Source organism: Acidovorax cavernicola (genome assembly GCF_003581445.1).
Map to the genome: position 1 here is coordinate 130267 of NZ_QXMN01000001.1, position 14189 is coordinate 144455.

10 protein-coding genes and 4 tRNA genes are annotated in these 14189 nt (G+C 65.2%); 10 read left to right on the forward strand and 4 right to left on the reverse strand.

The window, feature by feature from the left end; all coding sequences use genetic code 11:
- Positions 1-191 precede the first annotated feature (191 nt).
- The 10 genes from D3H34_RS00595 to D3H34_RS00640 all read left to right on the forward strand — a co-directional run bounded on the left by D3H34_RS00595 (position 192) and on the right by D3H34_RS00640 (position 8653).
- Positions 192-278, forward strand: a tRNA-Leu gene (locus D3H34_RS00595).
- Positions 279-304: 26 nt separating this feature from the next.
- Positions 305-1618, forward strand: coding sequence for a trigger factor (gene tig, locus D3H34_RS00600; RefSeq protein ID WP_119551193.1), 1314 nt, complete (start codon positions 305-307; stop codon positions 1616-1618).
- Between the two features lie 123 nt (positions 1619-1741).
- Positions 1742-2350 (forward strand): ATP-dependent Clp endopeptidase proteolytic subunit ClpP, encoded by a 609-nt coding sequence (gene clpP / locus D3H34_RS00605; RefSeq protein WP_119551195.1) that lies wholly within the window; start codon positions 1742-1744, stop codon positions 2348-2350.
- Between the two features lie 115 nt (positions 2351-2465).
- A complete protein-coding gene (clpX, locus tag D3H34_RS00610) occupies positions 2466-3734 on the forward strand; it encodes an ATP-dependent Clp protease ATP-binding subunit ClpX (protein WP_119551197.1) in 1269 nt (422 codons plus the stop codon).
- 15 nt (positions 3735-3749) lie between these two features.
- A complete protein-coding gene (lon, locus tag D3H34_RS00615; RefSeq protein ID WP_119551199.1) occupies positions 3750-6191 on the forward strand; it encodes an endopeptidase La in 2442 nt (813 codons plus the stop codon).
- A 61-nt stretch (positions 6192-6252) separates the two neighbouring features.
- Positions 6253-6328, forward strand: a tRNA-Gly gene (locus tag D3H34_RS00620).
- Between the two features lie 63 nt (positions 6329-6391).
- Positions 6392-6465: transfer RNA gene (locus tag D3H34_RS00625), tRNA-Cys, on the forward strand.
- 98 nt (positions 6466-6563) lie between these two features.
- A tRNA-Leu gene (locus tag D3H34_RS00630) sits at positions 6564-6655 on the forward strand.
- A gap of 23 nt (positions 6656-6678) precedes the next feature.
- Positions 6679-7317, forward strand: a complete 639-nt coding sequence (locus D3H34_RS00635; RefSeq protein WP_119551201.1) for a DUF6806 family protein — start codon at positions 6679-6681, stop codon at positions 7315-7317.
- 31 nt (positions 7318-7348) lie between these two features.
- Positions 7349-8653, forward strand: coding sequence for an MFS transporter (locus D3H34_RS00640; protein ID WP_119551203.1), 1305 nt, complete (start codon positions 7349-7351; stop codon positions 8651-8653).
- Between the two features lie 7 nt (positions 8654-8660).
- Here the strand turns inward: D3H34_RS00640 and D3H34_RS00645 are convergent, their stop codons facing one another.
- The 4 genes from D3H34_RS00645 to D3H34_RS00660 form a co-directional block, all read right to left on the reverse strand.
- A complete protein-coding gene (locus D3H34_RS00645) occupies positions 8661-10859 on the reverse strand; it encodes an Ig-like domain-containing domain (RefSeq protein ID WP_119551205.1) in 2199 nt (732 codons plus the stop codon).
- Positions 10860-10958: 99 nt separating this feature from the next.
- Positions 10959-11747 (reverse strand): PA3715 family protein, encoded by a 789-nt coding sequence (locus tag D3H34_RS00650; RefSeq protein WP_119551207.1) that lies wholly within the window; start codon positions 11745-11747, stop codon positions 10959-10961.
- 14 nt (positions 11748-11761) lie between these two features.
- Positions 11762-12574 (reverse strand): glutamate racemase, encoded by an 813-nt coding sequence (murI, locus tag D3H34_RS00655; RefSeq protein ID WP_119551209.1) that lies wholly within the window; start codon positions 12572-12574, stop codon positions 11762-11764.
- Positions 12571-14124 (reverse strand): fumarate hydratase, encoded by a 1554-nt coding sequence (locus tag D3H34_RS00660; RefSeq protein ID WP_119551211.1) that lies wholly within the window; start codon positions 14122-14124, stop codon positions 12571-12573. Before D3H34_RS00660 ends, murI begins: the two co-directional genes overlap by 4 nt.
- Between the last annotated feature and the right edge of the window lie 65 nt (positions 14125-14189).

Below are 14189 nucleotides of genomic sequence, written 5' to 3' on the forward strand. Positions count from 1 at the left end.
CGGGCCGTTTTCGTGCGGCCCATATCCCTTGCGCGGGAGTGGGTGAAATCCCCAGAGGGGCGAGGCCGGAAGGCCCCCATTCTTGCGTTTAAAATGCGCGGTTGACCGATTTCAGGCGGACGGTCTTGGGCCAGCGGGTTCTCCCGCAGCGCCGAGGCCGTCCGCCTTTGCATTCACCTGAATTTGGCATCGCGCGGGTGGCGAAATTGGTAGACGCACCAGGTTTAGGTCCTGACGTTCGCAAGAACGTGCCGGTTCGAGTCCGGCCCCGCGCACCAGCCACACCCCTCACAAGGAAGACACCATGACCGTGAACGTTGAAACTCTCGAGAAGCTCGAACGCAAGATCACGCTGACCCTGCCGGTCGGCACCATCCAGAACGAAGTCGATTCGCGCCTCAAGAAGCTCGCGCGCACCGTCAAGATGGACGGCTTTCGCCCCGGCAAGGTGCCGATGAACGTCGTGGCCCAACGCTACGGCTACTCGGTGCACTACGAAGTCATGAACGACAAGGTCGGCGAGGCCTTCTCGCAAGCCGCGAACGAAGCCAAGCTGCGCGTCGCCGGCCAGCCCCGCATCACCGAGAAGGAAGAGTCGCCCGAAGGCCAGCTCGCCTTCGACGCGATCTTCGAAGTGTTCCCCGAAGTCAAGATCAACGACCTGTCGGGCGCTGAAGTCGAGAAGCTGTCGGCCGAAGTCGGCGACGAAGCCATCGACAAGACCCTGGACATCCTGCGCAAGCAGCGCCGTACCTTCGCCCAGCGCGCGCAAGACGCCGTGGCCGAAGACAACGACCGCGTGACGGTCGACTTCGAAGGCAAGATCGACGGCGAGCCCTTCCAGGGCGGCAAGGCCGAAGACTTCCAGTTCGTCGTCGGCGAAGGCCAGATGCTCAAGGAATTCGAAGACGCCGTGCGCGGCATGAAGTCCGGCGACAGCCGCACCTTCCCGCTGTCGTTCCCGGCCGACTACCACGGCAAGGACGTGGCCGGCAAGCAAGCCGACTTCATGGTCACCGTGAAGAAGATCGAAGCCTCGCACCTGCCCGAAGTCAACGAGCAGCTGGCCAAGTCGCTCGGCATCGCCGAAGCCACCGTGGACGGCCTGCGCGCCGACATCAAGCGCAACCTCGAGCGTGAAGTGAAGTTCCGCCTGCTGGCCCGCAACAAGAACGCCGTGATGGACGCCCTGGTGGCCAACGCCGAACTCGACCTGCCGAACGCCAGCGTGCAGTCGGAAGTCGCCCGCATGATCGAAGGCGCGCGCGCCGAGCTCAAGCAGCGCGGCATCAAGGACGCCGACAAGGCCCCGATTCCCGAGGAAGTGTTCCGTCCCCAAGCCGAGCGCCGCGTGCGCCTGGGCCTGGTGGTGGCCGAACTGGTGCGCGCCAACGAACTGCAGGCCAAGCCCGAGCAGATCAAGGCCCACATCGACGAGCTGGCCGCCAGCTACGAAAAGCCGGCTGACGTCGTGCGCTGGTACTTCAGCGACAACAACCGCCTGGCGGAAGTCGAAGCCGTGGTCATCGAGAACAACGTGACCGACTTCGTGCTGGCCAAGGCCAAGGTCAACGAAAAGTCGGTGTCGTTCGACGAACTGATGGCGCAGCAGCAGTAAGCTGGTTTCCGTCGCTGCATGCAGCAACGCCGATGGGGCTTGTGCTTTGCGGCACGAGCCCCATTTCACTCAGGCGTACAGTTCAGTCAGAGCGAACGAATCCATTTTCCGGAGAGCAATTACATGAGCGCACAGGAAACCCAGGCCCTCGGCATGATCCCGATGGTCGTCGAGCAGTCGGGCCGCGGCGAGCGGTCGTATGACATCTACTCGCGTCTTCTCAAGGAACGCATCATCTTCCTGGTGGGCGAGGTCAACGACCAGACCGCCAACCTCGTGGTGGCCCAGCTGCTGTTTCTCGAGAGCGAGAACCCGGACAAGGACATTTCGTTCTACATCAATTCCCCGGGCGGCAGCGTGAGCGCCGGCATGGCGATCTACGACACCATGCAGTTCATCAAACCATCGGTGTCGACCATGTGCCTGGGCTTCGCGGCCAGCATGGGCGCCTTCCTGCTGGCGGCCGGCGAGAAGGGCAAGCGTTTCTCGCTGCCCAATTCGAAGATCATGATCCACCAGGTGCTCGGCGGCGCACGCGGTCAGGCCACCGACATCGAGATCCATGCGCGCGACATCCTGCGCACCAAGGACCAGATGAACCGCATCCTGGCCGAACGCACCGGCCAGCCGCTGGAAAAGGTCAAGGCGGACACCGAGCGCGACTACTTCCTCACGGCCGACGAGGCCAAGGACTACGGCCTGGTCGACCAGGTCGTCTCCCAGCGCGGTTAAAACCATCCGGCGCCGGCGCCGCGGGCGCCAATTGGCAAAAACGGCGTTTTCCACACGGGAAACGCCGTTTTTGTTTAGTTATCATTGTCCATACCCTGTCACGAGGCAAAAGTCCATGGCCGAAAAAAAAGGCACCTCCAGCGAAAAAACGCTTTATTGCTCGTTCTGCGGCAAGAGCCAGCATGAGGTCAAGAAGCTGATCGCGGGCCCTTCGGTCTTCATCTGCGACGAATGCATCGACCTGTGCAACGAGATCATCCGCGACGAACTGCCGGCCGGTGAAGAAGCGCGCGAAGGCCGCAGCGACCTGCCCACGCCGCTGGAGATCAAGACCAACCTCGACAACTACGTGATCGGCCAGGAGCCGGCCAAGCGCATGCTGTCGGTGGCGGTCTACAACCACTACAAGCGCCTGCGCCACAAGGAAAAGAACACCAAGGGCGATGACGTTGAACTCAGCAAGAGCAACATCCTCTTGATCGGCCCCACGGGCTCGGGCAAGACGCTGCTGGCGCAAACGCTCGCGCGCATGCTCGACGTGCCTTTCGTGATGGCCGACGCCACCACGCTGACCGAAGCCGGCTACGTCGGCGAGGACGTCGAGAACATCATCCAGAAGCTGCTGCAAAGCTGCAACTACGAGGTCGAGCGTGCCCAGCGCGGCATCGTCTACATCGACGAAATCGACAAGATCTCGCGCAAGTCCGACAACCCCTCGATCACGCGCGACGTGTCGGGCGAGGGCGTGCAGCAGGCGCTGCTGAAGCTCATCGAAGGCACCATGGCCAGCGTGCCGCCGCAAGGCGGTCGCAAGCACCCGAACCAGGACTTCCTGCAGATCGACACGACCAACATCCTGTTCATCTGCGGCGGCGCCTTTGCCGGCCTGGAGAAGGTCATCGAAAACCGCACCGAGGCCTCGGGCATCGGCTTCGGCGCCTCGGTCAAGAGCAAGCAGCAGCGCAGCCTCACCGAGGTGTTCCGCGAAGTCGAGCCTGAAGACCTGATCAAGTTCGGGCTGATCCCCGAACTCGTGGGCCGCATGCCCGTGGTCGCCTCGCTGGCCGAGCTGAGCGAAGACGCGCTGGTGCAGATCCTGACCGAGCCGAAGAACGCAGTGGTGAAGCAGTTCACCAAGCTGCTGCAGATGGAAGGCGTGGACCTCGAAATCCGTCCCGCGGCGCTCAAGGCGATCGCACGCAAGGCGCTGGCCCGCAAGACTGGTGCGCGCGGCCTGCGCTCGATCCTTGAACAGTCGCTGATCGACACCATGTTCGAATTGCCGAACGCGACCAATGTCGACAAGGTGGTGGTCGAGGAATCGACCATCGACGAAAACAAGCCCCCGCTGCTCGTGTACCGCGAGACGGCGAAAAAGGCCTAAAGGACAAGGACGCTCATGTCTGGTCATACCCCATTGCCCCCCGAAGCCCTCGACCTGCCGCTGCTGCCGCTGCGGGACGTCGTGGTGTTTCCCCACATGGTGATCCCGCTCTTCGTGGGTCGCCCGAAGAGCATCAAGGCGCTCGAGCTGGCGATGGAGGCCGAGCGCCGCATCATGCTGGTGGCCCAGAAAGCCGCCGCCAAGGACGAGCCCTCGGTCGAGGACATGTTCGAGGTCGGCTGCGTTTCGACCATCCTGCAGATGCTCAAGCTGCCCGACGGTACCGTGAAGGTGCTGGTCGAAGGCCAGCAGCGCGCCCGTGTGAACCGCATCGATGACGGCGAAACGCACTTCTCGGCCAACGTGACGCCCGTCGAGGCGCCCGAAGGCGGCGAGAAGGGCACCGAGGTCGAGGCGCTGCGCCGCGCGGTGATGCAGCAGTTCGACCAGTACGTCAAGCTGAACAAGAAGATTCCGCCCGAGATCCTGACCTCGATCTCGAGCATCGACGATGCTGGCCGCCTGGCCGACACCATCGCCGCCCACCTGCCGCTCAAGCTCGACAACAAACAGGCTGTGCTCGACCTCGACGACGTCAAGGCGCGCCTGGAAAACCTGTTCGGCCAGCTCGAGCGCGAGGTCGACATCCTGAACGTCGACAAGAAGATCCGCGGCCGCGTGAAGCGCCAGATGGAGAAGAACCAGCGCGACTTCTACCTCAACGAGCAGGTCAAGGCCATCCAGAAGGAGCTCGGTGAAGGCGAAGAGGGCGCGGACATCGAGGAGATCGAGAAGAAGATCAAGCTCGCCAAGATGTCCAAGGAAGGCCTGAAGAAGGCCGAGGGCGAGCTCAAGAAGCTCAAGCTGATGTCGCCCATGTCGGCCGAAGCCACCGTGGTGCGCAACTACATCGACGTGCTGATCGGCCTGCCCTGGAGCAAGAAGACCAAGATCAAGCACGACCTGGCGAATGCCGAGGCGGTGCTCAATGCCGACCACTACGGTCTGGAGAAAGTCAAGGATCGCATCCTTGAATATCTCGCGGTGCAGCAGCGCGTCGACAAGGTGAAGGCGCCTATCCTGTGCCTCGTGGGCCCACCGGGTGTCGGCAAGACCTCGCTGGGGCAGTCGATCGCCAAGGCGACCGGCCGCAAGTACACCCGCATGGCGCTGGGCGGCATGCGCGATGAAGCCGAAATCCGAGGCCATCGCCGCACCTACATCGGCGCACTGCCGGGCAAGGTGCTGCAGGGCCTGAGCAAGATCGGCACGCGCAATCCGCTGTTCCTGCTGGACGAGATCGACAAGCTGGGCACGGACTTCCGCGGTGACCCGTCGAGCGCGCTGCTCGAGGTCCTCGACCCCGAGCAGAACCACACCTTCGGCGACCACTACGTGGAAGTCGACTTCGACCTGAGCGACGTCATGTTCGTCGCCACCTCGAACTCGATGAACATCCCGCCGGCGCTGCTGGACCGCATGGAAGTCATCCGCCTCTCGGGCTACACCGAGGACGAGAAGACCAACATCGCGATCAAGTACCTGCTGCCCAAGCAGATGAAGAACAACGGCGTGAAGGACGACGAACTGGCCGTCACCGAAGCCGCCGTGCGCGACATCGTGCGCTACTACACGCGTGAAGCCGGCGTGCGTTCGCTGGAGCGCGAGCTGTCCAAGATCTGCCGCAAGGTGGTGAAGGGCCTGCTGCTCAAGCAACTGACGCCCAAGGTCACGGTCGACGGCGAGAACCTCAACGAGTTCCTCGGTGTGCGCAAGTACAGCTTCGGCCTGGCCGAGAAGCAGAACCAGGTCGGCCAGGTGGTCGGCCTTGCGTGGACCGAGGTCGGCGGCGACCTGTTGACGATCGAGGCGGTCACCATGCCCGGCAAGGGCGTGATCAGCCGCACCGGTTCGCTCGGCGACGTGATGAAGGAATCGGTCGAAGCCGCACGCACCGTGGTGCGCAGCCGCTCGCGCCGTCTGGGTATCAAGGACGAGGTGTTCGAGAAGCGAGACATCCACATCCACGTGCCCGACGGCGCCACGCCCAAGGACGGCCCGAGCGCGGGCGCGGCGATGACGACGGCCTTCGTGTCGGCGCTCACGGGTATCCCGGTGCGTGCCGATGTCGCGATGACCGGCGAGATCACGCTGCGCGGCGAAGTCACCGCCATCGGCGGCCTGAAGGAAAAGCTGCTGGCCGCTCTGCGCGGCGGCATCAAGACCGTGCTGATCCCCGAAGAGAACGCCAAGGACCTGCAGGACATTCCCGAGAACGTGAAGAACGGCCTCGAGATCGTGCCGGTGAAGTGGATCGACAAGGTGCTCGAGATCGCACTCGAGAAGATGCCTGAGCCGTTGTCCGACGAGGAGGTGGCCGCTTCGGCTGCTGCGGTGGCCGAACTGGCCAAGCAGCGCGCGGGTGCCCCGGCTTCCGAAGGTTCGGTCAAGCATTGATCGATTGATTGCAGAACTTGTGAAGTCTCAAAAAACTGGTATATAATTTGAGGCTCGAAACGCGGGAATAGCTCAGTTGGTAGAGCGCAACCTTGCCAAGGTTGAGGTCGAGAGTTCGAGACTCTTTTCCCGCTCCAGTTTTGAAAAAGGGAAGCAAGCAGCTTCCCTTTTTTTCGCAGTTCGATTTCGTTATTCAGCGTGGCGCGATAGCAAAGCGGTTATGCAACGGATTGCAAATCCGTCTAGCCCGGTTCGACTCCGGGTCGCGCCTCCACCTTCTCGTTCAGACCGATCGACTTCGATACGCAAGCCCCGCCAACCGACGTTGCCGGGGCTTGTTTCATTTGGGTTATCGTCGATGTTCAACCCAAGGCCCGGATGGTGAAATTGGTAGACACATCGGACTTAAAATCCGCCGCTTCCTTAATCGGGGCATACGGGTTCGACCCCCGTTCCGGGTACCACCATATTTACAAGGGAGTATTTGATGCCTCGCTACAACGCTCCATTTGAGATCCATGTGCACGGCGACGTGCCGCTGCGTTCGGACGCGAGCTTCGAGCAAATCCAGGAGGCGCTGAAGCCCCTCTGGAAATATGCAGGCGCCAAATCGCTGGCCGACGGTGCCACCAGCACCTACGAAGAAGAACCCGGCATCCGCTTCGAGCAGAAGGACCACACGCTGCAGATCTGCTGGACCGTGCCGGGCGACGAAGACTTCCGCCAGGCGCTTGACGAGATGTGCATGGGCCTGAACGAACTTTCCGAGCGCGGCGCCGCCATCGAAGTCACCTTCTACGACACCGACTTCGACGAGGAAGAGGGCGACCCCGACGAAGAATCGCGCGACGACTTCCTGATGCTGTTCGTGGGCCCCAACCCGGCCGCGATCATGCAGGTGCAGCGCGACCTGCTGGTGGAAGACGTGGTCAACCTCATGGAACGCCACTTCGACGGCGCCGAGCTGGGTGGCGTGGTCGCCGAAATCGATCGCCTCTTCAGCGACCGCTTCGACGCGCTCGTGAACTCGCTTGAAATCGGCAAGCGCCCGCGCGGTGCCGGTGGCGCCGGCGGCGGCAGCGGTGGTAGTCACGGCGGTGGTCGTCGTCCGCGTCACCTGCACTGACCTTTCGACTTTCCGCCCGATTGCAGGCCGCATGGCCCTGTTTCCAACCTCCGCGTTGCGCCCCGGCGTGCGCAAGCGCGAGGTGTTCGGCTGGGCGATGTACGACTTCGCGAACTCAGGCTACACCACGGTCGTGATCACGGCGGTGTTCGCCGCCTACTTCGTCGGTGGCATCGCCAAGGGGGCGCCTTGGGCCACCTTTGCATGGACCGCAGCCCTCAGCACCTCGTATGCCATCGTGATGTTCACGATGCCCGCCATCGGCGCCTGGGCCGACCTGCGCGCCGCCAAGAAGCGCGTGCTGGTCATGACGACGACGGGCTGCGTACTCGCCACCGCGGCGCTGGCGCTCACGCCTGGTTTCGCCGGTGGCGCAATGGGCGTCGCACTCGCGATGGCGCTGGTGATCGTTTCCAACGCGTTCTATTCCTACGGCGAGTCGCTGACCGGTGCCTTCCTGCCCGAGCTGGCGACGGCCGAAGGCATGGGCAAGGTGAGCGGTTGGGGCTGGGCCTTCGGCTATGTTGGCGGCATGCTGGCGTTGGGGCTGTGCCTGGCCTATGTGCTGTGGTCGCAGGCGCGCGGGCTGCCGGCGGCGCACTTCGTGCCGGTCACGATGCTGATCACGGCGGCGATCTACGGGGTGGCCGCCTGCGCGACCTTCGCCTTGTTGCCCGAGCGCGCCGTGCCGCAGGCGAGCCGCAGCCAGGACAGCGCCTGGACGCAGCTGCGCACCACGTTCAGGCAGGCCCGCGCCTACCGCGACTTCATGTGGCTGCTGGTCTGCACCGTCTGCTACCAGGGCGGCGTGGCGGTCGCGATCACGCTGGCGGCGATCTACGCGGAGCAGGTGATCGGCTTCGTCGCGAGCGAGACGATGGTGCTGATCTTCGTGCTGAACGTCGCGGCGGCGCTCGGCGCCTTTGCCTTCGGCTATGTGCAGGACCGCATCGGCCACAAGGTGTCGCTGACCGTCACGTTGCTCGCGTGGATCGCGGTGTGCGTGATTGCCGCGTGGGTCACGACCAAGGGCGGCTTCTGGTGGGCTGCCGCGATCGCAGGGCTGGCGATGGGCTCGAGCCAATCGGCCGGGCGCGCGATGACGGGCTACCTCGCACCGCCGCAGCAGCTCGCCGAGTTCTTCGGACTCTGGACCTTCGCCACGCGCCTGGCCAGCATCATCGGTCCGCTGAGCTTCGGTGCGATCACCTGGGCCACGGGCGGCAACCAACGCATCGCGATCCTCTCGACGGCTGTGCTGTTCATCGGCGGGCTGTTGCTGCTGTTGCCGATCGACATGCAGCGCGGCCGCAAGGCCGCACTGCACACACGCTAGTCGACGCTCAGGGCAGCTTGTCGCCGAACAGGCTGTCGCGCGTCAGCGGGTAGCCGGCTTCCGGTGCGTAGCGCTTGATCCAGTTGTCGGGGTTCTTCACCCGCGTCGCGAAAGCCGCCAGGTCCGAGCGATCGAGCGAGCCGTTGTAGATCGCATTGGTCTGGTTGGCCGGGCTCACCGTGAAGCTGAACGCCGTGCCCGCCGTCGTGAGCGCATCGGGAATGGTGCCCGCGGCGCCGCCGAGCGTGATGCTCGCCAGGTAATTGCCCACCGCCGTGATCTTGCCGGCCTTGCCTTCGCCCAGGCCTTCGATGGTGCCGCCCGCGATGGCGTAGACCGTTTCCGACTTGCCGATGCCACCCGGGGAGCCGAGCGTGAAGCCCAGGTCCGCGATCGGGCTGCCCACGACGTCGGTCTGGATGGTCACGATGGTGCCGGCCGGCAGGTTCTGGTTGGCGGTCCAGAAGAAGGCGGTCTCGTTGGTGATGTCGGTGAATTCGGCCGCATCCTTCTTGCGGTCACGGTCGGTGAACAGCACCTGCGTGCCGCCGTTCACTGCCTTGAGCAGCACGAAGGCATAGGCATCGGGCGCCTCGGCGTTGGCGGCCATGAAGAGCAGGTCGCCGGCCACCAGCGGCGTCGGCGCGCCGGCCGTCGTGAAGCCCAGCGTCGTCGTGTCGCTGATGCCCGCGAAGGCGTTGCCGGCGGCGTCGGTGATGGCGTTGGCATCGACCGTGACGTAGTAGCCGGCGTTCATTGCGAGCTTGGCCGTCGGTACCAGCGTCAGCACGTTGAAGGCCACCTGCACGCGTGCGGCGGGGCTGTTGGCGTGGAAGGTCTCGACCACCGTGCCGTCGGCCGCGTGCAGCACGATGCGCCCGGAACCCAGTCGCACCGCCTCGTTGAACGACAGGATGACCGAGGTGTCGAGGTTGACACCCACGCGGCCGGCTGGCGGAGACGCTTTCCGCAGCTTCGGCGCGGCGGTGTCTACCCACGGAGCGCCCAGGCGTACGACGAAGCCGTCGAACTTCTGCTCGGCGGCGGGTAGGTCTTTGGAGGCTGTCTTGCCGTCCCACTTCGTGTCGCCGTTGTCCAGAAGCAGCTGCACCTGCGTGCCGGCCTTCACCGGGCCCGGCACCTCGACAACGGATTCGAAGCTGCCGCCCGTGGCCTTGCGCAGCGCGTCGAGGTCGTTCGACAGCTCGACCGGCGCGCTGTTCGGGTTGCCGTCCCAGACGAACAGCGCGAAGTTGCGGTCCACCTCGGGCACTGCGGCGCCCGCCGGGCCCGCAACGATCAGGTAGTTGCCGTCGGTGCCCTTGTCGATCGAGCGGATGCCGCGACCTCCGAGCTCGAGTTCGATGGGTGCACCGAAGACGGCTTGCGTGGCGGTGCCGGCCATCAGTGCAGCATGGTTCTGCAGCGCCACGATCAACGCCTTGGCGCGCACCGAAGCACCGGTCTGCGGCGCACGGAAACCCAGCCACAGGGCCGTGTCGCCCGGCGCGCTGGTCATGCCTTCGATCGAGAAGCCGTCGACGCGCTCCGGCACGATGCCGGCGGCGGCCGACACGGCAAAGCCGAAGTGGTTTGCCCCCAGCCCGTGGGCGTTGCCTGTGTCCCAGGCGATGAGCTGCGCTTCGAGCAGCGAGAACTGGTCCACGTAGTCGAACGTGGTGGCCGCGCCGGTGCCGCTGACCTTCACTGCGAAGAGGTGCGAACGGTCGGTGGCTGCGTCGCCGCCGTCCTTCTTGTTGCTGTTGGAGCCGGTGAAGTACAGCGTGTCGCCGATGCGCGTGCCGGCTTCGAGGTCGAGCTCCTTGGCGAGCTTGGGGCCGTTGTCCTTGTAGCTCCACTCCTTCACTGCCGCGCCACCGGCGCGCGGGTACACGCGCAGCACATTCGATTCATCGTCCGCCACGAGCATGAAGTCGTCCGGCAGGGCGATGGCGGTCGAGGCGTCGGATGAGCCTTCGGTGGTGTCTGCTTTGGGGGTGAACTGCGCCTTCGAGACGAGCTGGTCGGGCTCGGGCTGCACCACGACGGGCGGCGTGGTCGGCGGTGGGTTGGCTGTCGGCGGGAAGAACCCACTGAAGCCACCGGCGTCACTGCCGCCGCCGCAGGCAGCGAGCAGGATCGACAGGGCGCCGGCAAGCAGCATGGGTCGAAAGGGGATGCGGGTCGAGGGGGAAAGCGAACTCATGGTGCGTGGCCGTTCTTTGGAACAAACCGCGCATGCTGTTGCTTTCGTATGACGGATCCGTGAAAGACCAGCTGGATTCCAAGTGCTCGTCAGGGCCCGTCAGGGCGCTTGCTGCAACGACTTCGGCACCTTGTAGCGCTCTCCATCATGGTGCAGCGTCACGGTGCTGAACTTCGCGGGCAGCGCTTTCTCGACGCAGCCCTGGTCTTCCTGTTCCTGCGCATGGCTTTGCACCAGCGTGCGCGACAGCTGCAGGTCGGCAAAGCCGTTGCTCGTCGTGCGAGCGACTGACAGCATGGTGCGCAGCTTCTCGAAGCGGCCGGTGCAGGTGGTGTCCCAGCCACCGTCGTCGTGGTCGAGTTCGACCTCCTGCAGCACCTGCTGCAGCTTGTTGCCGCGTTGCACATAGAGGCGCACGGTCTCGCTGGCGCGCGGGCCCGAGGTCGGGCTGTTGCCGCGGTAGCGCACGCGCAGGCCGAAGGCGCGCGTGTCGGGCGACAGCACATAGCGCGAGGTGTCGACGCGGATCTCCTGGATCGTGGTGGTCGCGTCTTCGTCGAGCGCCTCGGGTAGGAAGATCCGCCCGATCACCGTGTCGCGGTCGGTGTTGCCGTTGTCGGGCCGCTGGATCAGCAGCAGCGCGAGGTCGAAGACCTTGGCGCCCTTGTCGGTGGTCTCGCGCGGCATGGGCAGCACCACGATGCTGCGGCCCGGAAATGCCGGCCAGACCTTGCACGCGGCAAGCCGTTCGTCGAGCGGTTGCCTGGGATAGAGCTTGGCGTGCATGCGTTCGGCCAGGCCGCTCTCGCAGGCGGCGTGGCTCAGGCCGGAGGTGGAAGCCAGGCCCAGAAGGAGCAGTGCATGACGCAGGAAGGTCGGGGCGCGCATTGCCGATCGTGATGTCAGATGGCGTTCGCCGCAGGCACCGATGCGCCTTGTGCGCGTGCAGGAAGCCAGCGCGCGGCGGCAGCCTCGAGCACTGCCGGGTCGCCGCTGCTCTCGAGCACCAGCCCGCCTTCGCTGCCGTCACCTGCCAGCCGGCCGAGCGACGCGAGCACGCGACGGGTCTGCTGCGCGACCGGTGCGCCGGTGTCGATGAAGCGCAGCGTCGGCGGTGCGTGGCGCTGCAACTCGTCTTTCACGAGCGGGTAGTGCGTGCAGCCGAGCACCACGGTGTCGACCTGGCCCGGGCCGTCGCCGAAGGGGCCGGCCTTGGCCATGTAGCGTGCGCACAGTGCCGCGATAGCGGGGCTGTCGAAACCTTCGATGGCCTTCACGAGGCCGTCGCACGGCACGGGCCGCACGGTCGCCGCGGCGGCGAAGGAATCGCGCAGGGCCGCGTACCGGGCGCTGGCCAAGGTGCCGCGCGTGGCCAGCACGGCGATGTGGCCCGTACGGCTCGTCGCCACGGCGGGCTTGAGCGCCGGCTCCAGGCCCACGATGGGCAGGGTGGGGAATTCGGCGCGCAGCACGTGGATTGCCGCCGTGGTGGCCGTGTTGCATGCCACCACCAGCGCCTTGATGTCGTGCGCGCCCAGCAGGTGTTCGACCACCTTGCGCGAGCGCTCGATGACGTAGGCATCGCCGCGCTCGCCGTAGGGCGCGTTCGCGGTGTCGGCGAAGTAGACGAAGCGTTCGGTCGGCAGCTCGGCCTGCAGCGCGGCGAGCGTGCTGAGCCCCCCGACGCCGCTGTCGAACACGCCGACCGGGTTCAAGCGACTTCCAGCGGAATGGTCTTGAACTCGCCGCTGGCGATGCGCTTTTGCCACTCGGCCGGGCCGGTGATGTGCGCGCTGGTGCCTCCGGCGTCGACCGCCACCGTCACCGGCATGTCGACCACGTCGAACTCGTAGATGGCTTCCATGCCCAGGTCTTCGAAGCCCACCACCTTGGCGGTCTTGATCGCCTTGCTCACCAGGTAGGCGGCGCCGCCCACGGCCATGAGGTAGGCGCTCTTGTGCTTCTTGATGGCCTCGATGGCGACAGGGCCGCGCTCGGCCTTGCCGATCATGGCGATCAGGCCGGTCTCGGCCAGCATCATCTCGGTGAAGCCGTCCATGCGCGTGGCGGTGGTCGGGCCGGCGGGGCCCACGGCCTCGTCGCCGACCGGATCGACCGGGCCGACGTAGTAGATGACGCGGTTCTTGAAGTCGACCGGCAGCTTCTCGCCCTTGGCCAGCATGCCCTGGATGCGCTTGTGCGCGGCGTCGCGGCCGGTGAGCATCTTGCCGTTGAGCAGGATGGTATCACCGGGCTTCCAGCTGGCCACTTCGGCGGGCGTGAGCGTGTCGAGGTTGACGCGCTTGCTCTTCTTTTCGTCGGGCGCCCAGTTCACGTCGGGCCACAGATCGAGCGACGGCGGATCGAGGTAGACCGGGCCGCTGCCGTCCATCACGAAGTGCGCATGGCGCGTGGCCGCGCAGTTGGGGATCATCGCCACGGGCTTGCTGGCCGCGTGCGTGGGGTACATCTGGATCTTGACGTCGAGCACGGTGGCCAGGCCGCCCAGGCCCTGCGCGCCGATGCCCAGTGCATTGACCTTCTCGAACAGCTCCAGGCGCAGCGCCTCGACCTTGCTGAGTTCGGCGCCCGAGGCGGCCTTGGCCTGCAGTTCGTGCATGTCGAGGTCGTCCATCAGGCTTTCCTTGGCCATCAGGGCTGCCTTCTCGGCGGTGCCGCCGATGCCGATGCCCAGCATGCCCGGCGGGCACCAGCCCGCGCCCATGGTCGGCACGGTCTTCAGGACCCAGTCGACCACGCTGTCGCCCGGGTTCAGCATGACCAGCTTGCTCTTGTTCTCGCTGCCGCCGCCCTTGGCCGCGACCGTCACTTCGACGGTGTTGCCGGGCACGATCTCGGTGAAGATCACCGCGGGCGTGTTGTCCTTGGTGTTCTTGCGGTCGAACTGCGGGTCGCCCACGACGGAGGCGCGCAGCATGTTGTCGGGGTGGTTGTAGCCGCGGCGAACGCCTTCGTTGATGGCGTCGTCCAGGCTACCGGTGAAGCCGCCCCAGCGCACGTCCATGCCCACCTTGAGGAACACGTTGACGATGCCGGTGTCCTGACAGATCGGGCGATGGCCCACAGCACTCATCTTGCTGTTGGTCAGGATCTGCGCAATGGCGTCCTTGGCGGCGGGACTCTGCTCGCGCTCGTAGGCCTTGGCGAGGTGGGCGATGTAGTCCGCGGGGTGGTAATAGCTGATGTATTGCAGCGCGGCGCTGATCGATTCGATCAGGTCGGCCTGCTGGATCGTGGTCGTCATGGTGGGGATCTTCTTGGAGGGGGAACGCCCCCGATTATCTCAGCCACCAATACCGCAGCCCGGCG

Bases quoted from the DNA above. Each gene is read 5' to 3' on its own strand.
- tig (WP_119551193.1), top strand. From the start codon at position 305: ATGACCGTGAACGTTGAAACTCTCGAGAAGCTCGAACGCAAGATCACG.
- clpP (WP_119551195.1), top strand. From the start codon at position 1,742: ATGAGCGCACAGGAAACCCAGGCCCTCGGCATGATCCCGATGGTCGTC.
- clpX (WP_119551197.1), top strand. From the start codon at position 2,466: ATGGCCGAAAAAAAAGGCACCTCCAGCGAAAAAACGCTTTATTGCTCG.
- lon (WP_119551199.1), top strand. From the start codon at position 3,750: ATGTCTGGTCATACCCCATTGCCCCCCGAAGCCCTCGACCTGCCGCTG.
- D3H34_RS00635 (WP_119551201.1), top strand. From the start codon at position 6,679: ATGCCTCGCTACAACGCTCCATTTGAGATCCATGTGCACGGCGACGTG.
- D3H34_RS00640 (WP_119551203.1), top strand. From the start codon at position 7,349: ATGGCCCTGTTTCCAACCTCCGCGTTGCGCCCCGGCGTGCGCAAGCGC.
- D3H34_RS00645 (WP_119551205.1), bottom strand. From the start codon at position 10,859: ATGAGTTCGCTTTCCCCCTCGACCCGCATCCCCTTTCGACCCATGCTG.
- D3H34_RS00650 (WP_119551207.1), bottom strand. From the start codon at position 11,747: ATGCGCGCCCCGACCTTCCTGCGTCATGCACTGCTCCTTCTGGGCCTG.
- D3H34_RS00660 (WP_119551211.1), bottom strand. From the start codon at position 14,124: ATGACGACCACGATCCAGCAGGCCGACCTGATCGAATCGATCAGCGCC.